The organism is Campylobacter concisus (assembly GCF_002913945.1).
GTDB lineage: Bacteria > Campylobacterota > Campylobacteria > Campylobacterales > Campylobacteraceae > Campylobacter_A > Campylobacter_A concisus_P.
Genome location: NZ_POZK01000022.1, coordinates 23,113 through 46,591 on the forward strand (window position 1 = coordinate 23,113; position 23,479 = coordinate 46,591).

Genomic DNA, 23,479 nt, shown 5'->3' on the forward strand with positions numbered 1-23,479 from the left:
TAGCCCTTTTAGCCTATTTTGGCCTTTAAAAGCTCATTGACCTTGCCTGGATTAAAGGCACCCTTGCCCTCTTTCATCACCTGACCGACAAAGAAGCCAAACATCTTATCTTTGCCGTTTTTATACTCTTCGACCTTGTCGGCATTTGCAGCTAAAATTTGATCTATGATCGCGATAATCGCTGAGTCGTCGCTAACTTGTTTTAAACCAAGCTTTTCGATGACGCTATCGACATCCGCGTCATTTTCCATTAGGTAGTCTAGAACCTCTTTTGCAGCCTTGCCGCTTATCGTTCCATCTTCTATGCGTTTTAGTAAATTTATCATTTTGGTACTATTAACTGGGCTTGTCTCGATCGTCACGCCGTTATTTAAGCGACCAAGAAGCTCGACTATGAGCCATGTAGTAGCAAGTTTTGGCTGAATTCCAGCAGCGATCAGCTCTTCAAAATATCTAGCCATCTCAACGCTTTGAGTTAAATTTAGCGCATCACTCTCTTTTACGCCTAGCTCACTAACATATCTTGCGACCTTTTGCTCGGCAAGCTCTGGAATTTTTATCGCTTCGTTATACATCTGCTCTGACACTTCAACAGGTAGCAAGTCAGGGTCAGGAAAATACCTATACTCCGCGCTATCCTCTTTACCACGCATCGATCTTGTCACTAAATTTGTCGTGTCAAACAGCCTTGTCTCTTGATAGACCTCTTCATCGTATTTGCCATCTTCCCAAGCTGCACTTTGGCGCTCTACTTCGTAGTCAATCGCCTTTTGGATAAATTTAAATGAGTTTAGGTTTTTTATCTCAACCCTTGTATAAAGCTTGGTGTCGCCTTTTGGGCGAATAGAGACGTTTGCGTCGCAGCGAAAGCTACCCTCTTGCATATTCGCATCACTTATATTTAAAAAGCGAAGGATCGAGTGCAATTTTTTAAGATAAGCCACCGCCTCATCACTGCTTCTAAGATCTGGCTCACTGACTATCTCAAGAAGTGGCGTGCCAGCTCTATTTAAATCAACTAAACTTTCGGTTTCTTCGTGGATGTTCTTGCCAGCGTCCTCTTCAAGGTGTGCTCTTGTTACACCGATGCGTTTTTTAGTACCATTTACGTCGATTATTAGCTCGCCACCTTCTACGATAGGTATCTCAAACTGAGAAATTTGATATGCCTTCGGAAGGTCTGGATAGAAGTAGTTTTTTCTATTAAAGACTGATTTTTTATTGATCTTAGCATTTATCGCTGTGCCAAAACTGATAGCCTTTTTTACAGCCTCTTTGTTTAGCACAGGTAGCGCTCCAGGCAAAGCTAAGCAGGTCGGACAAACGTGAGTATTTGCCTCGTCGCCAAAGCTAGTCGAGCAAGAGCAGAAAATTTTAGTTTTTGTATTAAGCTGAGTGTGAACTTCTAAACCGATAACGACTTCAAACATATTTTTACCTTTAAATTTATGCAAATTTTTAAGGCATATTTTAGCGATACTTTCTTTTAAAATATCTAAAAATGAGCGTTTTGACTGGAAAAATAAAGAATGTGATTTAAAAATTTAAAGAGTTTTAAAAAGGAAAAAGCCATATAAAAATATGGCTTTAAATTTTAATGCTCGTGCTCACTAATAGCAACAGCACCAGCTAGATAAACGTAAGTTAGCATCATGAAAATAAATGTTTGCAAAACAGCCATAAGTGTTAGAAGCGCAAAAGCTGGAAGTGGAGCAAACCAAGGTGCAAGTGTAAGCATTGCTAGCAAGAACAAATCATCTCCCTTGATATTACCAAAAAGACGAAATGATAGCGAAACTACACGTGAAAGATGTGAGATGACTTCAACTGGAAACATAATAGGAGCTAGAAATTTATTCGGTCCCATAAAGTGTCCAAAGTATTTGAAAAATCCATTTTCTCTAATGCCCTCAAAGTTGTAATAAACAAATACAACTAAAGCCAAAACTAGAGTTAAATTTAGACTTGAAGTTGGCGACTCAAATCCAGGAATAATACCTACAACATTTGAAAAAAATACGATAAAACCGATAGTTGCAACAAGTGGAAGATATTTCCTTGCTAGTTTTTCACTACCTAAAGTATCTCTTCCCATCGATATAACGCCCTCTAAATAAGCTTCAACTATATTTTGAAGACCTCTTGGCACAAGTTGCATCTTACTCCTTGCTATATAAGCAACTATGATAACAATCAAAGCTACAAGCAGAAAGTGAAACGCATAGATAAAGGCGTGGGAGTTATTTAGGAAATTTGAAAATAGAAACAAATCTTTCATTAATTTACCTTGGATTTAGAATTTTGCGTGATTGTAACAAAATTATTGTTAAAACATTTTTAATTTTAAACTCTGAAATAATCGAAAAGCAATTTACAAATAGTCACCGCAACTACCACTAGAAACATTATTCTAATAAATTTTACCTCTTTTTTAATGACAAGATTTGATCCAAAATATGCACCTAAAATTTGACCAACTGCCATCAAAAGTCCAACAGCCCAAAGCATCTGTCCGCCGGCTATAAAAATGCCAAGAGCAACGATATTGCTAGTAAAATTTAAGAGTTTCGTATGAGCAACAGCCTTTTTTAAATTTAGCCCAATCAATGCCACTATCGCAAATGTCCAAAAAGAGCCTGTTCCTGGACCAAAAAAACCATCATAAAAGCCAAGCATTAGTCCAAAAACTACATAAAATAGTTTTTCATTCATCTTTGCAGCTCTATCATTTTCGCCGACTTTTGGCATAAAAAGCGTATAGATAAAAATAGCAATCAGTAAAAATGGGATAATTATCTTTAAAAAATTTGTATTTAAAAATAGGATAACCACCGCTCCGATGATAGCTCCAATGAAAGTAAAAACGATACCTACAAAGCACTCTTTATAATTAATTAATCCCCGTTTTGTGAAATTTAGAGTCGCTGTAAAGCTACCAAAAACTCCTTGGAGCTTATTTGTACCAAGTGCAAGGTGTGGCGGCACGCCCATCGCCATAATAGCTGGAAGCGTTATAAGCCCACCTCCACCAGCGATAGAATCGATAAAACCACCTAAAAACGCAGCTACAAAAAAAACGACATAGCTAAGTAGATCAAATTCCATTTTTTGCTCTTTTGATAATTGAAATAAAAGCAGATTGTAATTTATTTGTACTTATCTTTTTGTAAAATTTTTATATTTGAAATGAGAGATTTTTAAAATTTATAAATTTTAACGAGCCTTTAGATCTAGCTCAAAGACTCGTTTATTAAAGTGATTACTTAATAACGCCACAAAGCATTCTAGCACCGCCACCGCCAAGTGCTTTTGGGTTGTCGCTGTGATTATCGCCACCAACATGAACCATTAATGAATGACCTTTTAGCTCGTCAAGACTTTTTATCTTTGGGGCTAGTACTGGATAGTTCGCATTGCCCTCAGCATCTACGTAAAGTGCTGGCAAATCGCCTTTGTGACCTTTATCATCCCAAGCAAAAGAGTGCATTTTTGTGCCAGCTGGATCCCAGTGTCCGCCTGCTTTCATACCAAGGCCTTTTTCAGTCGCACCACAGTCAGCATTTTCATGGATGTGGAAGCCGTGAAGTCCTGCAGGAAGGCCTTTTAAATTTGGAAAAAACGCAACGCCGTAGTTTGTCTTAACAGCTACTACTTCGCCGACACTCTTATCGCCCTTCTCACTTAGTTCATTAACAGGTATAACTAGATGCTCTCCAGCTTTTGCATCAAAGTGATGACCTTCGTGAGCAAAAAGCAAAGTTCCTAAAACTGCACTTAGTAAAACGATTTTTTTCATACAAGCTCCTTATGGATAAAATTGTATGGCAAGTCTACCCTAAATTTAAAAATTTAGCAATAATTTTTATTGATTAAGATTTTTTATGATAGTTTCTAGCTCTTTGCTCTGCCCTATTCTATAAAGCGCAAAGTCGTATTTTATCGGATCAAACTCGTCAAATTCTCTAAGTTTTTTTGTAAGATCCATGACTGCTTTGAAATCATAGCTCTTTCTGTTTATAAGTCCTAAATTTAAAGAAACTCTATGTGTATGCACGTCAAGCGGTATCAAAAGCTTATCTTTTGGCAAATTTTTAAATAATCCAAGGTCGATGTCGCTATCCCTTACCATCCAGCGAAGATACATATTATAGCGTTTATATGGACTTTGTGGCTCTTTATCAAAACTCTTACCAAAGAAAAACTCATATCCGTCAGAGCGGTAAGAATTTAGCTTATATATAAATTTGATAAGTTCATTTATGCCATCTATCATCTCGCCATTTTTTGCTAGACCTTGGCGTAAAATTTCCTCTATGTCACCCTCATTTTTAAGACGTGAGAGAGTGATAAAAATTTCTCTCACATCATTTTCATTTTGAAAGCGGTATTTGAAATTTGATAAATTTTTCTTGATATTTTGCTCGCTCTCATCAAGCAAACCAAAATCAAGCGAATTTAGAAATTTCACTATCATTTTTGCGTTACCATAAGCAAATAACGCACAAATGAGCGCTATGTTTGGCTCTTTAAATTTAGTAGCTACTTGAAGTGGATCTGGGGCTTCAAACAGCCCCAGATTTGTATTTTTACTAAGTACGTGCGAGTCTAAAAGGCTCTTTAGCTCGCTCATTGTTTTAATGAAAGAAGCGTGTCAAGCATTTGATCAACGGTCGTGATGATCTTTGCAGCTGCGCCGTAACTTGCTTGAAAGCGGATCAAATTTGTAAGCTCTTCATTGGTGTCTACGCCACTTGTTGATTGAAATTCCTCTTCAGCTGTCTTTTGCAAAGACGTATTTGTATCGTGGATCGTATTATTCGCCTCTGTATCACTCGCCATGTCAGTCGTAAGATAGCGGTAATATCCCTCGATCGTCTCATCTCTATCAAGCGCTATGCCACTTGAGTAAAAGGTCTGCTTTTGATACTGAAGCTGGATCATTTTATTTGCAACTTCATTATTTCCGATAACTGGCTTTGAGTAGGCACGAAGCTTTGTGTGGTCTTGGGTAAAATTTTGATTTATGCCGATATTATTTGAGTCAGTACCTGAAAAAAATCTATTTATGCCAACAGCGCCTGGAAAATTTGTACCGTGATCGACTATTGATATGCTATAAAGCCCTTGAGCTTGTTTTGGAATGAGAGAAAATGTGCCTTTTTTAGTATTTTTATCATAAAAATATGACGCCTCAAAAAAGTCATCAACGTCATTTAGCATATTATTATCTTTATTGTCATCTGAGTTTGAGTTAAAGTCTTTGACGATAGAGTTGCCATATCTTGTATCATTCATCGTCGTCGTACCATTTACGTTTATAGTTTTTCTGGCCACGACATTGCCTTTGTTATCATAAACAATAGCTTCAAAACTTCCATTTCTTATACTATTATCATGATTCATCAATGTCTTATCGCCTTCTAAATAACTTATCGGATCTGAGTTAGAAATTTCAACTGCGGATTCGGCATAGATATTATTTGTGCTTGTTATCAAGGTTTTACTAAATGTATTTAGATTATCAATGTATTTTTGGATCGTTCCGTCGCTAAATTTATCATTATCTGGCTCGTAGTTTCGACCCCTAAGATCAAGCGCAGCTCCGATTTTACCGCCTGTAATCTTTTCTTCCATTGGGATTCTTCTACCGTCTTCTCTCTCATAATAAATTTTTGTATATCGTCCACTTTCGGTTGAACTCATAGAAATTTCATGAAAATTTACACCATCAACGATACTTACACCGCCAATGTTTAGATTGTAGTATTTTCCTTGATCTGTTATTCCTGTATCTACCCTAGAATTGCTCTTTAGATCGCTTTTATAAACTGCTGTATTTACCAGCTTTGACATAGCAAGCTCAAGCTCATCACGTTTATCACGAAGATCGTTTGCATTTATTTTTATACCAGCGTCCGCGCCTGATTCTATTCTTTGGATTTGCTTATTAATATTTGCTATTTGTCTGCCTAGCGAATTTATCTCATTTATATTTATTTTTATTGTTTCATCAATCTTTTCATGCATATCATAAAGCATCTTTGATGAGCGGTTGATGCTCGCAGTCAATACACTTGCTTTATTTATCAAATTTACTTTCTGAGCACCTGCATTAGGGTTTGAAGCAAAGTTATTCCACGCGGAAAAATACTCCTGAATGTCCTTCACCATTCCATTATCTTTTAGGTCAGGAAAATATTTTGTAGCTTCTTGCAAAATTCTTTGTTTATAGGCCGTGTTTTCTAAATTTGACGATGAGTATTTTAGTCTTGAGTAGGCAAACTCATCATGAAGTCTTGTTATAGTATCTACTTGTGTGCCTGTGCCAACTCCACCAGGGACTGTATTCATCGCTGGAGATGCAGATTGGACAACACGCTGCCTTGTATAGTAGTTGCTATCGGCATTTGCGATATTATTTCCGGTTGTACTTATTTGAAGCTGGGCCGCATTTAGTCCTGAAACACCCGTGCCTAATGACATAAAGATATTAGCCATTTTTAAACCCTTGATTTATAAAAATTATTATCTATGCTATTTCCATCTTGGCCGTATTCACTTGCTTTAGTGCCAAAAATTTTTTCATTAAGTGAGTCAAAAAATTCTTTAACAGCAACAACATGCCTTGCATATTCTTTATTAACTTTATGTAAATTTTCAAGCTTTGAACGCATAAGAACAAGCTTTGACTTCACTTCATCGTCTAAAACACTAGCAAGTGTAGTCGTACCGCTCTCTTTTGATACCTTTAAAAGCTCTTTATCTAGTGCTCTTTTTGTATCTTCAAATGCACGAACTAAGGCATTTTTTTTCTTTACACTCTCATCAACGCTTGAGTGCTTAGCCTCTTTTATATTTGCGATATCTTGTATGGTTAAATTTATGAGCTCATCAAGCTCGCCTATAGCCTCGTCCAAAAGCTTTTTTATCATTTAAATTCCTTAATTACAGCAACGCATCAGCCACAGCCCTAGCCGTTTTTGAGATATCAACCTGATAAGTACCATTTGCTATGGCATCAGCTATCTCTTTTAGCTTTGTGTTTTCGTTTGTTCTTACTTCTTTACTCTGAGTTTCGACCTTGGCATCGCTATTTTTATTTAGCGTATTTGCCTGAAAATTTGGTCTTTGGTTCAAAGGCCTTATCATATTCATACCTCTTAAAATAAAATATTTATATCACTACATCGGCAGAATATAAATTTACTTAAGAGTCTCTCTTTAAAAAATCGTACAAAAGTTCTGAAAAACCAAGATTTCCACTCAATGCTTTACTCATTGCATCGTTATACATTGACCTATAAATGTCGCTACCAGCAGCTTTTGGATATAGGGAGTTGTGCTCATCTTCTTTTAAAGCAATATCAAGCACAGCCTTTACCATATAAGCCTCAAATGCATCAGTTTGCTCTTTTAAAAGCGCATCTTGTTTAGCATTTGCATTTTTTATCTTATTTGTAGAAATTTCATTGTATGAATTTAGTGCTAAGGTGTTGTCTATTTGCATTATATTATCTCCAGATCGACTTGTATCGCGCCAACTCGTTTTAAATTTTCAAGTATCGAGATGATGTCACTTGGTGTTGCACCAAGCTTGTTTAGCGCTCTTGTCACGTTTGCGACGGTTGTTTTCTCGCCTGAAATTTTAAGTAAATTTTGACTAGGAGCCACCGAGGTGTCGCTACCTATATTTACATCATTTTGCGCTGCCTCTTCGTAGCTGTTTGGCTCTATCTTTATAGTTATAGCGCCATGAGTTATCACGACTGGACTAACTACCGCGTTTATACCGCTAACTATCGTACCAGTTCTCTCATCAACTACGATCTTCTCATCTGGCTTGTACTCCACGTCAAGATCAAGCACAGCACTTGCAAGCTCGATGATACTAACATCATCTGGCTTTTTAACGATGACCGTTCTTGGATCGATCGCCTTTGCGGTATCGTCTGAGATGTTTGCATTTATGGCGTTTTGGATATCAAGAGCGGTTTTAAAATTTGTATCTTTTAGGCTTAGTTTTATGCTATCTTGATTGTAAATGTCATAAGTCACTTCTCGCTCGACCAAAGCTCCATTTAGGATAGTGCCAACGGTTGGGTGGTTGCCGCCACTTCTTCCCGCGCTCTTGCCACCGATACTTAGAGGTCCTTGAGCCAAAGCGTAGATATCGCCATCAACACCTTTTAGTGGCGTCATGAGAAGAGTACCACCTTGCAAGCTTTTTGCATCGCCGATAGATGAGATCTCGATATCAAGCTTGTCGCCATGCCTTGCAAATGCAGGTAACTTGGCTGTCACCATAACAGCGGCTGCGTTTTTAGACTTGATATCATCTGGATTTATCTTGACATTTACGCCTTGAAGCATGTTTGATAGCGACTGGATCGTAAATTTTGACGTTGAGCCATCCCCTGTGCCGTTTAGTCCGACGACCAAACCATAGCCTATTAGCTGGTTGTCCCTTACACCAACGATGTTTGCAAGCTCTTTTATCTGCGTAGCAAAGGCTGAAGTAGCTATCACTGAAACTGCTACAAAAGATAAAAATTTATTCATATTTTTTCCTAAAATTTAGTTATTTTAGGTTTTTAAAGCAAAAGATGTTCCAAAATTTACTGAAAATAAGAGAGAGAAGTGGCTCCAAATTTTTTAAATTTGATAAGTTTAAATGCAGAAATTTCATCGCCAAATTTAAAGTCGCCGTTGTGCTCAAAAACTATCATATAAATTTTCTCTTTTTTTAGCTGCGAGATCAAATTTACAAGCTTTTCATAGATATCATCAAAGCCAGCTCTTATGTCAAATGGTGGATCAAGATAGAGCAAAACTTTGCTATTTTGCGAATTTACAAGATCAGGCAAAAGCGCAAAGCTATCGCCATTTATAGCTTTTAAATTTGGACTTTGCAGGCTTGCAAGATTGCTTTGCGTGATCTTAAAAGCGGCTCTATCTTTTTCGATAGCGATAGCCTCGCGCGCTCCGTTGCTAACAGCCTCGCTTGCCATCACGCCGCTTCCGCCAAAGCCCTCTATAAATGTAAGCGAGTAAATTTCATCTCTGATGACGTTAAAAAAGGACTCTTTTACGATGCTTTTTGTGCTTCTAGTCGTGCTTAGACTTGGTAGCTCAAGCCTTTTGCCTTTAAATTTACCACTTGAAATTTTGGTGTAAAGTTTCACTGATTTGCCCTTAAAATTTCAAGCAGATCGGCTTTAAATTTATCTATTAAGAGCGATACTTTTTGCTCCAAACTCTTTTCATTTATTATCTGATCTGGCTCTTTTGCCTTTGAAATTTGCGTGGCTGAGTAAAATTCTTCAAGCGTATCAAGAAGAGTGGCTCTTGTGAATGGATGAGAGAGATGAGCATTCTTACCTATTATAAATAGCGGTTTTTTTGTGACGATCTCACGGTCACTTACTACAAAATCACAATCCTTATGATGAGCGGCTAAATTTCCACAAAAAAGCAACAAGGTCTTTTGCAGCAAAATGCAGTCACATTCAAATGAAATTTTCATATCTCTTCCTATAAATTTTTGCTCGATTTTAGCCTAAATAATCAAAAATTTATATAAACACTAAAGGATTTTAAAATTTTACCGATGTAGAAGCTAACGTAAGTTTTAAGGAGTAAAACTATGGAAATCTTTAAGGCAGCAGCAAATCAGGTACTAGATACGAGCATGAGCACATCTGCTCAGCGTCAAATAGACAGCAGACCTATCGAGCATTCTGATGTTAAATTAAGTGCTGATAAAAACAATGAAACCAAAGATGTTAACGAGCTAGACGGACTTAGCAACGAAGAGCTTGCCAAAAGAACAAGAGAGGTCACCGATAGACTAAACTATCAAATGCAGCAGCTCGATACTAATGTAAGATTTGCTTACAATGAGAAGCTAAATTTAATGGTCGTGCAAGTAAAAGACGCTAAAACTGGAGAAGAGATAACACAACTTCCAAGCAAAGAAGCTATAAGAATAAGCGAGTATTTCAAGGAAAGCATCGGAATACTTTTTGACAAGGAGAGTTAAAAATGGCAGTAGGTAATGTAACAAATTTAGGTATCGGTACAAAAAATAGCGGACTAAATGACGATCTTATCAAAAAGCTAAAAGAAGCAGACGAAGCAGGACAGATCAAACCACTAACCGCAAGGCTAGAAAGAAATGATCTAAAGCAAAAAGACCTTGCAGCGCTAAAAACTCTAGTTAGCAACGTAAACGTAAGTGGCAAAACACTTGGCGGAGAGGCACTTTATCTAAAAAGAACTACAAATAACGCTGGTAAAAGCGTAACAGCCTCAGCAGCAAATGGCGTTAGCGTGCAAAATTTTAGTATCGATGTGCAAAAACTTGCTCAAAAAGATACATTTCAAAGCTCAAATTTCAAAAATGCTTCAAGCTTAGTAGGTGCGACAAATAACGGCTCTTTTGACGTTGAGATCGATGGACAAAAATTTTCTATTAGCATAACTAGATCAACCACATATCAAGATATTGTAGATAAGATAAATGATATTAGTGGCGGTAAATTGCAAGCTAGAATTTTAAATGTTGGCGGAGATAAGCCAAATCAAATCATGCTTCAATCAGGTAACACTGGTGCTACGCAGACTATTAAATTTTCAAATGATACGGCTGGTGTTTTAGATAAGCTTGGCTGGGATAGTACGCAGTTTCAGGACAAAGATGCAAATGGCACTCTACTAACAAATCCTGATGGCACACCAAAGATGACATCAAACTTTGAAAAAAATAGAATTCTAAAAGCACAAGATGCAGAATTTACATATAACGGAGTAAATGTAAAAAGAAGTAAAAATACCTTCAACGACTTAAGGCCAGGAATTTCTATTACATTAAATGAAACTGGTAAAACAAACGTAAGCGTCTCTCAGGATACAAAAGAGGTAATAAAAGCGGTTGAGGAATTTATCAAAGACTACAACCTAATGACCATGAACCTTGGTATAGCCACAAAATATGACGAGGAAAAAGGAGCTGGCACTTTCCAGGGCGTTAGCGAAATTTCAAGCTTAAGATCAAACATTGGCCGTCTTGTAAATGGACAAGATAGCGAAGGCAAAGCATTAAGCAAATATGGCATAGTGCCTGATAAAGACGGACAGCTTCAGCTTGATCTAAATAAGCTAAATGCAGCTCTTAGCAAAGATCCTGAAGAGATTCAGAAATTTTTCATGGGATCAAGCAAGATCGAGCCAATAAGCTATATGGGGGCATCGACTGTTAGCGCTGGAGCACTAGACATAAAAGCTGGTGATCTTACGATAAACGGTAAGTCAGTTACGTTCTCAACTACTGCCACAGCCACAGCCGAAGAGAACGCACTAAAACTTCAACAAGCTATAAATGACGCTGGCATAACTGGAGTTACAGCTAGTCTTGATAAAAGTGGCAAAAGAATCGTCTTAAAAAGAAGCGATGGCGAAAATATCGAGGTAAAAGGTAAAAATTCAGCCTTAACAGCTCTAGGTATGAATGAAGCTACTATAAATCCAGTAACCAAAAAGACAGATGGGCTATTTACAAAGCTAGCTAAAATGCTTGATGGTGTCGTTGGCAAAAGTGGTACGATGGTTGCTATGCAAAATCAGTTAAAAGATGAAAACGAGTCGATCACAAAAAACAAAGAGAGCACACAAAAGCTTTTAGATGAGAAATATACAACAATGCAAGAGCGCTTTATCAAGTATAACGCTATCATTGCAAGCTTAGAAAATCAGTTCTCGACACTAAAATCAATGATCGATGCAGAGATAAATAGCAGAAAATAAGAGAGAAAGATGAATCAAAGTGCATATAGTGCATACGCACAGTCTAGTTTTGGGGGCATTGAGTCCCCAACTAAATTAATAGAAATGCTTTATGACGGAATTTTAAAATTTATATTTCGTACAAAAAAGGCGATAGAAGCTGGAAATATAGAGAAAAAAGTTTATTATATAAATAGGACAAACGCTATTTTTGTTGAGCTTTTAAATTCGCTTGATTATTCTCAAGGCGACGTAGCCCACTATCTTAGCGGCCTTTATACAAGACAGATGCAGCTTCTTGCTATGGCAAATATACAAAACGATATCGCAGCCTTAAATGAAGTAACCAATGTCGTAAAGCAACTATCTGAAGCATGGAGAGAGGTAACTTCAGGTGAATAGTTGGATCAATGAATTTAAATTAGCATTGATAAACGAAGACACGAGCAAGATAGCTGCTTTATCACAAAATTTTAGTGAAGATATGTTTACAAGCCTAGCTTCAGCACAAGAAGCACAAGCACTAATTGGCGGCGCAATAGAGCTTTTAAAAAGCAAGTCTTCACATATTCAAAATGAGCTTATAAAACTACAAAAAGCGCAAAAATACGTAACAAACTAATCAATTTTTATAAATTTAAAGGCACGGCGTTAAGCCGAGTTCTGTCTTGAGCGATCATTTATCTACGCTTGCTTTTACAAACAAGCTCTAGCGAAGGGTTTTAATATAAGACCAAAACCATCCCTTCTTGCTGCAGGTTGGGTTTATATGGCCACGCAAGTTACCAAGCGTGCCGGTGGGCTCTTACTCCGCCGTTTCACCTTTACCGCCGAAGCGGAAGTCTACTTTCTGTTACACTATCCCTTAGGTTTCCCTAGCCATCCGTTAGATGGAACCTTGTCTTATCGCAGCTCGGACTTTCCTCTTTTTCAAAACAAAAGCGATCGCTTACCGTGCCAGAGCGAAATTATAGCGGTTTTGGCTTAAATTTATAGCTTTAGCTTTTATCACAACTACACTTACTTCTTCTAAGCCATATGATTTTACATACAAAAAGCGACTTTATAGACAACCATTTGAGCAAAAGTCTAGCTTACGTTTTATATAAATTTTTACTAGTCAAATAGCTGTATTTTTATATTAAAGTGCGATAAATTCTGCATTATTTATAGGACGCAAATCACAAGAATTGCCAAATTTTTTCATTGTCTCGCGTGTAGCTTCTATAAAAGGTTCGCAACCAAAGTGTGGCACTATGAAAAAATCCACCAAATTTAAGCCTGTAAAATCACTCACGTTTACGCTATTTTCATCCATAGGCGTAGCATATCTCGTATCTGGTGCCGCTACGACCGCACCTGCTGACTCACCGATATAAATTTTGCCCGCTTTGACTGCATTTTTTATAGCTTGCCAGACGCGCGATTTTCGCAGCTCATTAAGTAGATAAAATGTATTTCCGCCGCTAATGTAAATGATGTCGCACTGACTAATGGCGGATAAAATTTCATCGTTGCAAAATAGCTCATCTTTCTCAGATACTGGCACAGCTAAACTCTGGGTGCAAGAGACATCAAGGCGTCTTAGCTTCGCACCAAAATTTTCTAAAATCTCCACCGCTTCATCTACGTAAAAATTCACCTCTTCAAATTTTGCTGCCGTATCGATAAAAGCAACATGCTTACCTTGAAAATCTACCACTTCATTGATCTTGCTCGCAACCTCCGCGAAATAAGAGCAAAGAAAAATATTCGCCATTTTTAATCCTTTTAAAATATAAATTTGCAAACTCATTATATCCAAACGAGCCTAGAAACGCTAGCATTTCGCGTCGCTCGCGTCTTGCTCCACGGGTAAAATTTAGAGATTTTAAGATATGGGTCTTAGTGTATAAAATTGCAATAAATTTAGCCTCAAATTTGAGCTTAAAGCGACAAGGCAAAGTTTTTGTCCCGCTTGGCTCACAGCTTTTAAAAAGCGTTAGGCAAGGCAGATTTTGATTTGTGAAATTTAAACTTGAAAGTTAAGGCGAAGTTTTGTGAGATGGTTTTAAATGTTTTATGTGCCACTATGCTCGTAGCTAAACAAAAGAAGTAAAATTCGTCCAAAAATAAGGCATACAGCCTATCGCAGAGCAAAATTTATACTCTGCTTGCACTTGCAAGCATAGACACAAAATTCATTTAAAAGCGCTCGCGAGACGAGCCGCTGCTCTACTCAAAAATGTTTTTATGCAAAATTTCTTCTAGCACAACAGTCGCATAGCTGCCTTTTTGCAGCGTGAAATTTATCGTAAAGTGCGCCTTTTCCTCGTTGTATTTGTAGCTCGTATCCTCCAAATAGCACCACGCAAAGCGCCTAGATCCCGTCATTTTAGCTTTGTATTCATTTGCCTGCGCGAAAATTTGATCCTCGACCGCCCTAGCCGCGCCCTGCGACTCATACGCCTTCGCGCCCGCTATCAGCCCGCAGCTAGTGATATCTCTAGTGTCAAAGCGCGCGCCCTCCGCGTCCAAATCCTCACACAAAAAGCACTTGCCGTGCGGGTAGTGCCCCAAAACTTCGCCCTCTATCAGCTTAAAAAATCTCTTTTGCGATTTTAATTTTTTCAAATTTTCGCCGCCCAGATACGGGTAAATTTGGGTTAGCTCGCCTAGACTAAAATCCTGCGCAAACCTTGAAATCTCCATACGTTTGCTAAGCCAGCGGTTAAAAAGATCGCTTTGATATGCCGAGATCAAAAAGTCGTTTAGCTTTGGATTTTTACTCTTTTTACCGTTTATCGTCCCGTTTTTAAGAAGCTCCAGTCCAGTTGCAGCGTTGTCGCCAAATTTACCAAAACGCTGATAGCCAAAGTAGTTTGCATAGCCCATTTTATCGATGCTAACAAATGCTTGCTCTAGCTTTTTGGCATTATTTGGCAGCACCTTTTTAAGGCGAATAAAAAAGCTATTTCCCTTTAGATGTCCTATTCGAAGCTTATTTTTATGCACATTAAGGCTTAAAATTTTCATCTTTTCGTGGCTAAAGTTTGTAAGTGCACTCTCAAATTTGCGTGGCATTGAGATAAACTGCGTCGTCATACCCTGCTTATCCTTTAGTCCAGCATAGCCAAAGTCGCGCATTTTAGCCCCTGTAACTTCACTAAGAACATGCAAAGCGTCGCTTGTCGTCATATCTTTTTTAGAAATTTCAACGATTAAGTGCTCGCCGTCACCGCTAAACTCATAAAGTGGTATTTCGCGCACGACAAAATCATCTGAATTTTTAGAAAAGTAAGCCTCGATAGGTGCATGAGTGAGTGCATAAAGTGGCTTAAAAGTGGTGGTTTCTTGCATTTTGTTTTAACCTTTTATTTGAAATTTTTGCAAAGATATTAATCTTTGTCCGTGTTTTTGCGGCGATCCTTTTGATGGCATTTAAATTTTTAGGACTAAAAGTAAATAAAATTTCATACTCTTCGCCGCTACTAAGCTCAAATTTACTTAGCTTTTTTGTAAATTTAACACCCTTTTTGCTAGCCTTTAAAATCTTAGCAAGATCGGCATTTAGTCCGTCCGAGATATCCATAGCGGAGTTTATAAGATGGGCTGATTTGTAGAAAAATTTATCTCTTAAAATAGGTTTTTTAAATCGTGAGTTTTTTGAAATTTTAGCTAGCCTAAGAAGCGAATTTAGCCCCTTTTTGCTACCTCCAAGCTCGCCAGTAAAAGCTACCAGATCGCCGTATTTTGCATTTTTCCTAAGCACAGCTTTACCATTTAGCTCGCCAATTATACTAACGCTTATATTTAAAATTTTGCTACTTATCGTGTCACCACCGATTATCTTTACGCCAAACTCCTCGCAAGCTCTGTTTATGCCGCCACTTAGCTCTTTGATTTGCTGCGGCGAAAAATTCTTTGGCAAGCTAAGTCCAAGAAGCGCAAATTTTGGCCTAGCATTCATCACGATCGTATCTGAAAAATTTACGATCATCGCCTTGTAGCCGATCTCTTCAAGGCTTAGCCAGCCATGCTTAAAGTGCGAATTTTCAGCAAAGATGTCCTTGCTAAAGACCTGCTTGCCAAGCACAGCCGCATCATCGCCAATATAAGCGTTACCAAAGCATTCAATCGTAAAATTTTCTTTATCCATCGAGCCATTATAATGAAACTCCTTTTAATTTTAGGATAAAATAAGCCAAAAAAGGAGCCAAATGCAAAAAATAGAAATTTTTAGATTTAATGCAAAAAAGGATATTTTGTCATATTTTAAACCATATTTTTTAGAAATTTTAAATTACGCAAACCTTGACGAGCTATTTTTGCATGTTAAAAAAATTGATCCCTATTTTCAGCCAACAACTGGCTTTGTGAAAGTAAATGATGTCGTAGTGAACACTGCTGAACCATTAGAGAATTTATATGAGAAATTTGCAGATAAGCTTGTGATTTCGCCAATTGATGAAAAAAGGGCGGTTTTAGATCTTGAGATAAACGATGACGACTTTTGGGAGAAATTTAAGCCATTTGAGAAATTTTGCGATCAAGCAGACAAAGAATTTTATGCAAGCTTAAAGCCATATTTTTATGCTGATTTTGTGAGAGAATACGAGCCAAATTTTATAGGTGCAGCTGCTATCATACTGGCTCATCATCTTTATAAGAAAGAAAAAAATGATGAGATCATGAGGCTTATCAACAATAAAAATGGTATTTTAATAGCTTGCAAGATTGATGATTTTATCTTTGGCGGAAGCGAAATTTATACCGAAGCGATTAGGTTTTTTAAAGAAATTTTAGGAATAAAAGAGGATGAAACCTTAAAAAATGAGCTTGAAAAGATAAAAAGCTTAGATAAATTTAAAAAGTTTAAAATAGCCGTAAGCGATAAAATCCCCGTAAATTTAGATAAATTTAGAGCAAATTTTATAAATCTAAACAATAAATTTTCTTGTGGATTTGAGCTTTTAAAAGTAAACGAAAAGCTTGCATTTGCATTTGCATTTGCAAGTAAGACCATCTTTAATGCGTTTGATAGCGGGGCTGATTTTTTACTAGCTAGCAATGAGGCTGAGTTTTATATGTTTGACACGCTTTCAAAAAAGCTTGAAAAATTTGCAAACAGAAGCTTGCAGGATTTTTATATTTTAAGAGTTAGCGAACTGATCGAGCTTGAAAATGGCAAAATTCCAGCAAGCTTAAAAGAGCATACGCTAAAAGTAAATCTAGTCTAAAACTAGAGAATTTATTTTTGCAAAGTCGCATTTTGCTCGCTTAAGGCTTCTTCTTTTTCGTCTTCTTGTCTTATCTCATCGTACCTTGCTTTGGCGTTTTCATAAACACCAGCTGGAAGGCTTATGTTTAAATCATCCCTTAAGCTCATCACATCATCACAAGCATTTTGGTAGCCAAGGTCGCAACTTTTCATATAATAACTCACGCCAAGCTCGATATTTGAGTGCTTTTTTAGATCACTATCCATTTGCTCATTTATCTCTTCATTTACAAACATATCGCCCAAAGCCTCGCACGAAAGCACATCTTTTTGCTCACAGCCATCATAGAAAATTTCATACGCAGTTGCGTAATCTCCGGCATTTAGCGCCTCAATACCTCTGTCATAATCATCAATATCAAAGCCAAATACCAAATTTAAAGCTAGGATTAAAAAAACTATCTTTTTCATATAAAGCTCGGTGTGTCATTTGAAAATAGTATGAGATCGCCGGCACGCGTATTTTGAGCTAGAATTTCTTGCATTTTATTTTTATCCTTTAAGATGATGATCTTTGGCTTTATGATGTGCTTTAGTAAAACTTCAGCATTTAGTGAGCTTGTGATGATGACGAGATCGAAAATTTCATTTATCACCTTGGCTAAATTTGCATTTTGCTCTGCATCGCTCTCAACGATACCAGGTGTTAGCAGCACTTTTCTGCCAGCGTAGGTGCTTACAAGCTCGTAGCTTGCGCTCATACCTGAGAAATTTCCATTAAAGCTATCGTCAATTATCAGCTTGCCACCAGCCTCGATCTTGCTTAGGCGGTGCTCGACATTTTTCATCTTAGACAGCGCTTTATTTATCGCCTCATCGCTCATTTTTAGGTATTTTGCCACCCTTATACAAACGGCTAAATTTGTAGCGTTAAATTTGCCAAGTAGCGGCGAAGCGTAGTTTTTGCCATCAAGCATAAATGAAATTCCATCTAAATTTGCATTTATATCTTTTAGGCTCTCATCGTAAATTTCTATATTTTGGCTTGGCTCTTTTTTTGTCGAGCTATGTAAAAATGCTATTTGTAAACGAGCGCTTTGAAGTGCTTCAAGCTTGGTAGAACGGATATTATCAAGTGTTTTAAAATACTCAATGTGTTGCGCGCCGATCTCGCCTACGATGACGATTTGCGGGTTTAGAAATTTTGTGATCTCTAGGATGTCGCCCTTTAGCCTAGCGCCTGCTTCTGCGATGTAAATTTGCGTTTGCTCGCTTAAATTTTCATTGATATCTTTGATGATGCCAGCCATTGTATTTACGCTGCGAGGTGTTTTGTAGCATACAAAGCTATCTTTTAAAATTTCAAATAAAAAATTTTTGATGCTAGTTTTGCCGTAGCTTGCTGTGATCAAGATGATTTTTAGATCTTTATTTGCACCCAGTTTTTTAAGCGCCTTGTTTTTAAATCCTTGAAATTTTATCTTTTCTAAAATTTCACTAAAAAATAGGCTCACAACCAAGACAAAAAGTGGCATCGGAGCTAAAAATGCCCTGTGAATGATAAAATTTAGAGCGTAGTTTAGGATAATAGCACAAGCAAGGATCACAAAAAAGTGCTTGATCCTGCCAGTAAAGACTAGCTTTTTATCAAGTTTTTTGTGCCAAAGATAAAGAGCTGGCAAAAGCGCAAAGTAAAAATAGATAAAAAACCACTTGCCAGTCGTGTAAAATAGCACCAAAGGCACGATGAAGAAAAGGACGTGCCAAGCGGGCTTTGTGAAGTGAAAGAGCACACGCTCAGGCCTATATGAAAACCACTGAAAGCAAGTAATCACATAAAAAGCGAGCGCAAAGATAAATAAAACTGTGCTTATGTTTAAAAATATATTCATCTTATCTCCTCGATACCGCTCTCATCGTCAAGCACGACATTTTTTGCTTCATTTGGCTCAAAATTTATCCCTTTTTCTATCTCTTCGCTTATAAATTTAGCGTGAAGTAAAAAGAAAAAATGATCACCATTAAGCGGAAAAAATGAGCTATTTTTTATGAACTTATGTATGCTCTCTCCGCTTGTTATAGGAGTTGCCTTGTCATTTTCGCCCCAAAATATCAAAGCCTTGCCGCTAAAGCTAGCAAAATTCTTCGTAAAATCCTCATCAACGACGTTTTTTAGGGTCTCATACATCACTCTACTCATACCGCTCACATCTTTTGTGGCAAAGAATTTATAAAATTTTCCAAATCCAAAAAGCTTAAAAATTTTAAAAATAGCGATCTTTGCGCGCACAATAAATGGCTTTTTGACAATTATGCCAGCTGAGCTTAAAAGCACAAGATATTGCGGTCTTAGAAGCGTTGCGACCTTGCCACCAAAGCTATGACCTACGATGATATCTGGCTTTATGTCAAGCTCACCACAGAAATTTTCAACAATTTTTGCATAATCACTTGTTTTTAATGGATCAGTAATTGAGCTTTTACCAAAGCCTGGCATATCGATATAAACATGGCACAGTTCGCTCAAATATGAGCCAAATGCCTTTTTCATTATCTCTTTATTAGCGCCCCAGCCGTGCAAGAAAAGCACTATTTTTTTACATTTTGGATTTACGATCTCGTAGTTTATATCAAACTCATTTGAGCCGTACTTTACCGCCCTACTCGCCATCGTTCTCTCTTTTTTTTGCAGTATAAATGCTCTCAAGCACACTCACTGCTTCGCAAAGGCGCTCATACTCTTCCATATTTAAAAGCACTGCTTCAAATTTATTATTTTTAACAATGACCGCTCTTTTTAATTCATTAGCTCCCACACGAGAGAGCACTGAACTAAAATTTCTAACCACTTCAGTTGCTGTATAAATTTCATCTTTTGTAAAAGTTACCATTGTCGCTCTTTATGTAAAATTTTACGTAAAATATCACAAACTACTTTATAATCTACTAAATGGTCTAAATTTTCCCGCGACCTTTTACTGAAGTGATCGAGTTTATAAAGCTATAATCGATCTTTATATTACGCTCTCTTGGAAGTGAGTTTGCAAGAGCATTTAAAGTGCTCTCAAAATCTTCAAATAGGTAGTTTGCAAGGCTTCCTGGATTTGGATTTATCTCATTTAGATAGACCTCATCATCTATCACAAAAAAGTCGCATCTAATGATCGCTCCATCAAATCCACAATCATAAATTTTTGAAAAGTTAAATTTAAGCTTTTGCTTTAGCTCTTCAGAAATTTCAGCCTCTTTTACCTTGTTTTCATTTGAAAAGCTAAGATATTTTTGCTCGTAGTCAAGAAATTCTTTCTTTTTTGGCTCTTCGATGATAGAAAATTTTATCTTCCCATCTATCTTACAGCCTGCAAGGTTGTACTCTTTTACTCCCTTTATAAAAGGCTCGACAAGCACATCCTTATCAAACTCAAATGCTACGTCTTTTGCATAAGCTAGCTCACTGGCGTCATGCACTATGTTTACACCAATGCTGCTTCCAAGTCTTGCTGGCTTTAAGATAATAGGATAGTGAAATTTTGGCTCACTTTGACGAGTTAGCATCTCATAGTCAAGCGCCTTTACGCCAGCTTTTTGCGCTAGAAATTTAGTAAGCTCTTTGTTGTAGCTAAGCGCACTTACTTCAAGCCTTGGACCTATATATTTTATGCCGTAAAAGTCAAAAAGTGCCGCTATCTTGCCATCTTCGCCGTCCATGCCGTGGATCAAATTTATAATGACATCGCACTCTACTTTTTTATCGCCAAAAAGAGAGTGTATGAAAAATCCGCCTTTAGATAAAATGAGCTTTTTTGAATTTTTGTACTTGCCTGAGCTAAAGAAATTTGCTCTCATATCTTTCTCTTCGATAAGATAAAAATTTCTATTTGCGTCACAAAATATAAATTTTAGCTCTTGTTTTAGGACATTTTTTAAAACTATCGCACTAACTATGCTTATCTCATGTTCATAGCTCTTTGCTCCAAATATCACGCCTAAATTCATCTTTTTAATCCTTATCCTAATTTCTTTAATGCTTCTTTTATAAGATCACTCGTATTTTCACTCTTACACTCAGGCAAAATTTTTACTATCTTCTCACGTTTAAAGCCAAGCGCCTCAAGTGCCAAAAGTGCCTCATTTTGATAGCTTGGCACACTCTCGTCACTTATTAGCTTTGCGTCGCTTAGCTCGGCTATAATGCGTCTAGCAGTCTTTGGTCCGATGCCTGGCACGCTTTTAAAAGTGTCAGCGTCGCCGCTTATTATGGCGTTTGTAAATGCCTGTGAGCTAAGACTTGAGCAAACTGCCATAGCCGTACTTGCCCCTATTCCATTTAGCTTTATTAGCATCTCAAACATCTTTTGCTCATTTGCGTCTAAAAAGCCGTAAAGTAAATTTGCATCCTCTCTTATGATCTGCGTTATGGTAAGCTCGACTTTTTCGCCCTTGCTAAGCTTGGCTGAGCAAAAAAGTGAGATAAAAATTCCATAACTTACGCCGCTATTTGTCTTAAGTATCACAAATGCGGGATCTTTTTTGCTGACAATACCTTCGATCGCTTTTATCATCATTTAACCTTTTATTCTTAAAAATTTGTATCTGTGTAGTCTTCTAATTTATTTGACTTTTTGATCTTATACTCAGCCTCATCGCCATCGCCGATCTTCTCTAAAGTAATAGCATGAGCGGTTTCATTTTGCTTTGAGATATAAGTGACATTTTGTGGAGGATCAACGATAACAAATCTAATCTCATTTAATTCAACCCAGTTGCCTCTATTTATCACTTTTGCAGAAAATATTCCATTTTGCATGATCTCAAGCTCATCTTTTAGAGTAGCTAATAAATCTTTTTTATCTCTAAAAATTTTTAGCAAAGTGTTGTATTCATTGACTAGACCTTGATACTCTTTTAGCTTTTTCATAAAGGTAACTGGCGGTATCACTTTAGCTTTTGAGAGCTCTTCTACCTTTGCTTTTATGGTATAAATCGAGTCTTTATTTTCATTTATGATATTTTTCTTTGTTTCAATATTTTTTAGAAGCGAAGCAAGCTCTGCTTTTGTATATTCGATCTTATTTAATTGCTCTTGCGTAGCCTCCGCACTTTCAGGCATTTTACTGGTATCGATTATAAATTTATTGTCAGTGCCTCTTAGATATCTTACGTCTATTAAGTGTGAAGCTGTGATAGTGCAGTTTGAGCCAAGCGTATTTATTTGGATATTTTGAGCGGTTATAGAGCCACCAACGACGCTATTTATCTTAACCCTTTTTGCTACGACATTTCCGCCTTCTAGCCTATCTATCTCGACATTTTCAGCTTCAACCTTACCGATATGGATAGAAATTTTTGCATTCTTTGCATAAATTTTAGCCTTTTGGTGTGTCTGACCGCCGATTATTACTTCATTTGCTTTAACCATCGCATTTGCACCGACATTTCCTTTTACCTCGATCTCGTCAGCCTCCACGATGATACCAGTACCGATGGCATCTTTTATAGTGTCAGTTTCTCTAACCACCAAAGTCACATTTGTATCAGTGCCTGCTTGAATAGAGCCAGTTGTTTTAAAATTTGCTTCATTTATCTCTATGCGCTCTTCAATATCAAATGAGCCATTTTTCTCAACTACATATCCTGATTTTTTAGCGATGTATATTATGCTATCGTCATTTTCTACTCTCTCTATATTTTCGCTTATACTTATCTCTTTGCCAGTATCTTCTTTTGGCTTTTCTACTGCTAATAATTTACCCCTCGCATCACGGCCATTTTGCCCTTCGTGAGACTTTTTCTCTTCCATTATCACTTCATCTTGTGCCACGCCAAAAACAAAACCTCTATCAGCGTAATCAACCTTATCTTCTTCTTTTATTGCATCAAGTTTATCTTTGTAGTAGTAAAGTATCTTTGCATCGGTAGCTTTTTTTGGATTTATACCTTGTGTTATATTTAGCATGTAGTCTTTATCAAGTTCGCCCTTTACATGCACAACCGAGGCGATTTGTTTTAACTCATCTTTTAGTTTGCCGATCCTTATACCTATTAAAATTTGAGCTTTCATAAGCTGTTTGGCGATGTATTCAAAAAGTTTATCTTCGTAATGCTGTTCGTATTCACAATCTTTTGTGGCTTTTACCTTTGCGACTACTTTTGTAACCGTTGAATTTACACCGATTTCTATCTTTGGAAGCTTTGGTACAGCATTTAGCCTAACATCAAAAAATTCCACGTCATAGACCTGCTCGATCTCTAGTGTCTCGTCAAGATAAAAAGCATTATCATCAAAAAAGTCTAAATTTTCTTCAGGGACAAAAACTGGCTCTTCATTATCTTTATTTTTATAATAAGTCAAAATGTCTAAAATTTTAAAATCTATAAATTCTACCGGTACGCTGTGTTGCTTGCTTAATTCTTTAAGCGATATATAAGGTGTTGAAGTTTGAATTTGTGTTGGTGGTAAAAATCTCTCGTTTTCTTGCACGTTTTCGCTCAAATTTG

General features: G+C 37.1%; 27 protein-coding genes and 1 other RNA gene. 5 read left to right on the plus strand and 23 right to left on the minus strand.

Features of this window, described 5'->3' with window-relative positions; genetic code table 11:
- Positions 1-8 precede the first annotated feature (8 nt).
- The 12 genes from gatB to CYP64_RS05165 all read right to left on the minus strand — a co-directional run bounded on the left by gatB (position 9) and on the right by CYP64_RS05165 (position 9,523).
- Positions 9-1,430: an Asp-tRNA(Asn)/Glu-tRNA(Gln) amidotransferase subunit GatB gene (gene gatB, locus CYP64_RS05110; protein ID WP_103648923.1), complete on the minus strand. Its 1,422-nt coding sequence runs from the start codon at positions 1,428-1,430 to the stop codon at positions 9-11.
- 164 nt (positions 1,431-1,594) lie between these two features.
- The gene (locus CYP64_RS05115) at positions 1,595-2,278 is read right to left on the minus strand and encodes a F0F1 ATP synthase subunit A (RefSeq protein ID WP_103628838.1); all 684 of its coding nucleotides are present in this window, start codon (positions 2,276-2,278) and stop codon (positions 1,595-1,597) included.
- Positions 2,279-2,343: 65 nt separating this feature from the next.
- The gene (locus CYP64_RS05120; protein WP_103648924.1) at positions 2,344-3,105 is read right to left on the minus strand and encodes a TSUP family transporter; all 762 of its coding nucleotides are present in this window, start codon (positions 3,103-3,105) and stop codon (positions 2,344-2,346) included.
- A 154-nt stretch (positions 3,106-3,259) separates the two neighbouring features.
- Positions 3,260-3,796 carry a superoxide dismutase family protein gene (locus CYP64_RS05125; protein WP_084041070.1) on the minus strand — a complete coding sequence of 179 codons (537 nt, stop codon included), beginning with the start codon at positions 3,794-3,796 and terminating at the stop codon, positions 3,260-3,262.
- 66 nt (positions 3,797-3,862) lie between these two features.
- The gene (locus CYP64_RS05130; RefSeq protein ID WP_103648925.1) at positions 3,863-4,630 is read right to left on the minus strand and encodes a TIGR02757 family protein; all 768 of its coding nucleotides are present in this window, start codon (positions 4,628-4,630) and stop codon (positions 3,863-3,865) included.
- Positions 4,627-6,498 carry a flagellar hook-associated protein FlgK gene (gene flgK / locus CYP64_RS05135; RefSeq protein WP_103648926.1) on the minus strand — a complete coding sequence of 624 codons (1,872 nt, stop codon included), beginning with the start codon at positions 6,496-6,498 and terminating at the stop codon, positions 4,627-4,629. Before flgK ends, CYP64_RS05130 begins: the two co-directional genes overlap by 4 nt.
- A gap of 2 nt (positions 6,499-6,500) precedes the next feature.
- Positions 6,501-6,932 (minus strand): flagellar export chaperone FlgN, encoded by a 432-nt coding sequence (gene flgN / locus CYP64_RS05140; protein WP_021091397.1) that lies wholly within the window; start codon positions 6,930-6,932, stop codon positions 6,501-6,503.
- 13 nt (positions 6,933-6,945) lie between these two features.
- A complete protein-coding gene (locus CYP64_RS05145) occupies positions 6,946-7,149 on the minus strand; it encodes a flagellar biosynthesis anti-sigma factor FlgM (RefSeq protein WP_180382065.1) in 204 nt (67 codons plus the stop codon).
- Between the two features lie 58 nt (positions 7,150-7,207).
- Entirely contained in the window at positions 7,208-7,507 is a 300-nt protein-coding gene (locus CYP64_RS05150; protein ID WP_054196705.1) for a rod-binding protein, read from the minus strand.
- Entirely contained in the window at positions 7,507-8,559 is a 1,053-nt protein-coding gene (locus CYP64_RS05155) for a flagellar basal body P-ring protein FlgI (protein ID WP_103643372.1), read from the minus strand. The genes CYP64_RS05150 and CYP64_RS05155 overlap by 1 nt, the downstream gene beginning before the upstream one ends.
- Before the next feature lie 56 nt (positions 8,560-8,615).
- Positions 8,616-9,182, minus strand: coding sequence for a 16S rRNA (guanine(966)-N(2))-methyltransferase RsmD (gene rsmD / locus CYP64_RS05160; RefSeq protein ID WP_103648927.1), 567 nt, complete (start codon positions 9,180-9,182; stop codon positions 8,616-8,618).
- Positions 9,179-9,523, minus strand: a complete 345-nt coding sequence (locus tag CYP64_RS05165) for an ornithine carbamoyltransferase (protein ID WP_103648928.1) — start codon at positions 9,521-9,523, stop codon at positions 9,179-9,181. The genes rsmD and CYP64_RS05165 overlap by 4 nt, the downstream gene beginning before the upstream one ends.
- Positions 9,524-9,643: 120 nt before the next feature.
- On the opposite strand from CYP64_RS05165, the gene CYP64_RS05170 reads away from it, so the two are divergent.
- Genes CYP64_RS05170 through CYP64_RS05185 form a run of 4 tightly spaced genes read left to right on the plus strand, consistent with a single transcriptional unit; the run spans position 9,644 to position 12,403 of the window.
- A complete protein-coding gene (locus CYP64_RS05170; protein ID WP_084041076.1) occupies positions 9,644-10,039 on the plus strand; it encodes a FlaG family protein in 396 nt (131 codons plus the stop codon).
- 2 nt (positions 10,040-10,041) lie between these two features.
- Entirely contained in the window at positions 10,042-11,802 is a 1,761-nt protein-coding gene (fliD, locus tag CYP64_RS05175; protein ID WP_103648929.1) for a flagellar filament capping protein FliD, read from the plus strand.
- A gap of 9 nt (positions 11,803-11,811) precedes the next feature.
- Complete coding sequence (fliS, locus tag CYP64_RS05180; RefSeq protein WP_084041078.1) at positions 11,812-12,183, plus strand: flagellar export chaperone FliS; 372 nt, start codon at positions 11,812-11,814, stop codon at positions 12,181-12,183.
- A complete protein-coding gene (locus CYP64_RS05185; protein ID WP_084041079.1) occupies positions 12,176-12,403 on the plus strand; it encodes a hypothetical protein in 228 nt (75 codons plus the stop codon). The genes fliS and CYP64_RS05185 overlap by 8 nt, the downstream gene beginning before the upstream one ends.
- A gap of 14 nt (positions 12,404-12,417) precedes the next feature.
- On the opposite strand, the gene rnpB is transcribed toward CYP64_RS05185, so the two are convergent.
- The 4 genes from rnpB to CYP64_RS05205 form a co-directional block, all read right to left on the minus strand.
- An RNA gene (rnpB, locus tag CYP64_RS05190) (RNase P RNA component class A) lies at positions 12,418-12,742 on the minus strand.
- Positions 12,743-12,922: 180 nt separating this feature from the next.
- Entirely contained in the window at positions 12,923-13,540 is a 618-nt protein-coding gene (locus CYP64_RS05195; protein WP_181001687.1) for a Type 1 glutamine amidotransferase-like domain-containing protein, read from the minus strand.
- A gap of 455 nt (positions 13,541-13,995) precedes the next feature.
- Positions 13,996-15,120, minus strand: a complete 1,125-nt coding sequence (gene truD / locus CYP64_RS05200; protein ID WP_103648931.1) for a tRNA pseudouridine(13) synthase TruD — start codon at positions 15,118-15,120, stop codon at positions 13,996-13,998.
- Positions 15,098-15,919 (minus strand): thiamine-phosphate kinase, encoded by an 822-nt coding sequence (locus CYP64_RS05205; RefSeq protein ID WP_103648932.1) that lies wholly within the window; start codon positions 15,917-15,919, stop codon positions 15,098-15,100. The genes truD and CYP64_RS05205 overlap by 23 nt, the downstream gene beginning before the upstream one ends.
- Before the next feature lie 61 nt (positions 15,920-15,980).
- On the opposite strand from CYP64_RS05205, the gene CYP64_RS05210 reads away from it, so the two are divergent.
- Positions 15,981-17,000, plus strand: a complete 1,020-nt coding sequence (locus CYP64_RS05210) for an HdrB C-terminal domain-containing protein (RefSeq protein ID WP_103648933.1) — start codon at positions 15,981-15,983, stop codon at positions 16,998-17,000.
- A gap of 11 nt (positions 17,001-17,011) precedes the next feature.
- Here the strand turns inward: CYP64_RS05210 and CYP64_RS05215 are convergent, their stop codons facing one another.
- From CYP64_RS05215 to CYP64_RS05245, 7 genes are all read right to left on the minus strand, one after another.
- The gene (locus tag CYP64_RS05215) at positions 17,012-17,452 is read right to left on the minus strand and encodes a hypothetical protein (protein ID WP_103648934.1); all 441 of its coding nucleotides are present in this window, start codon (positions 17,450-17,452) and stop codon (positions 17,012-17,014) included.
- On the minus strand, positions 17,449-18,873 hold the full coding sequence (locus CYP64_RS05220; protein WP_103648935.1) for a Mur ligase family protein: 1,425 nt from the start codon (positions 18,871-18,873) through the stop codon (positions 17,449-17,451). Before CYP64_RS05220 ends, CYP64_RS05215 begins: the two co-directional genes overlap by 4 nt.
- Complete coding sequence (locus tag CYP64_RS05225) at positions 18,870-19,652, minus strand: alpha/beta fold hydrolase (protein WP_103648936.1); 783 nt, start codon at positions 19,650-19,652, stop codon at positions 18,870-18,872. Before CYP64_RS05225 ends, CYP64_RS05220 begins: the two co-directional genes overlap by 4 nt.
- Positions 19,642-19,872: a type II toxin-antitoxin system Phd/YefM family antitoxin gene (locus CYP64_RS05230; protein ID WP_021091404.1), complete on the minus strand. Its 231-nt coding sequence runs from the start codon at positions 19,870-19,872 to the stop codon at positions 19,642-19,644. Before CYP64_RS05230 ends, CYP64_RS05225 begins: the two co-directional genes overlap by 11 nt.
- A 64-nt stretch (positions 19,873-19,936) precedes the next feature.
- Positions 19,937-20,977, minus strand: a complete 1,041-nt coding sequence (locus CYP64_RS05235) for a D-alanine--D-alanine ligase (protein ID WP_103648937.1) — start codon at positions 20,975-20,977, stop codon at positions 19,937-19,939.
- A gap of 11 nt (positions 20,978-20,988) precedes the next feature.
- A complete protein-coding gene (gene ruvA, locus CYP64_RS05240; protein WP_103648938.1) occupies positions 20,989-21,543 on the minus strand; it encodes a Holliday junction branch migration protein RuvA in 555 nt (184 codons plus the stop codon).
- Between the two features lie 17 nt (positions 21,544-21,560).
- Positions 21,561-23,474: a flagellar assembly protein A gene (locus CYP64_RS05245; RefSeq protein WP_103648939.1), complete on the minus strand. Its 1,914-nt coding sequence runs from the start codon at positions 23,472-23,474 to the stop codon at positions 21,561-21,563.
- Between the last annotated feature and the right edge of the window lie 5 nt (positions 23,475-23,479).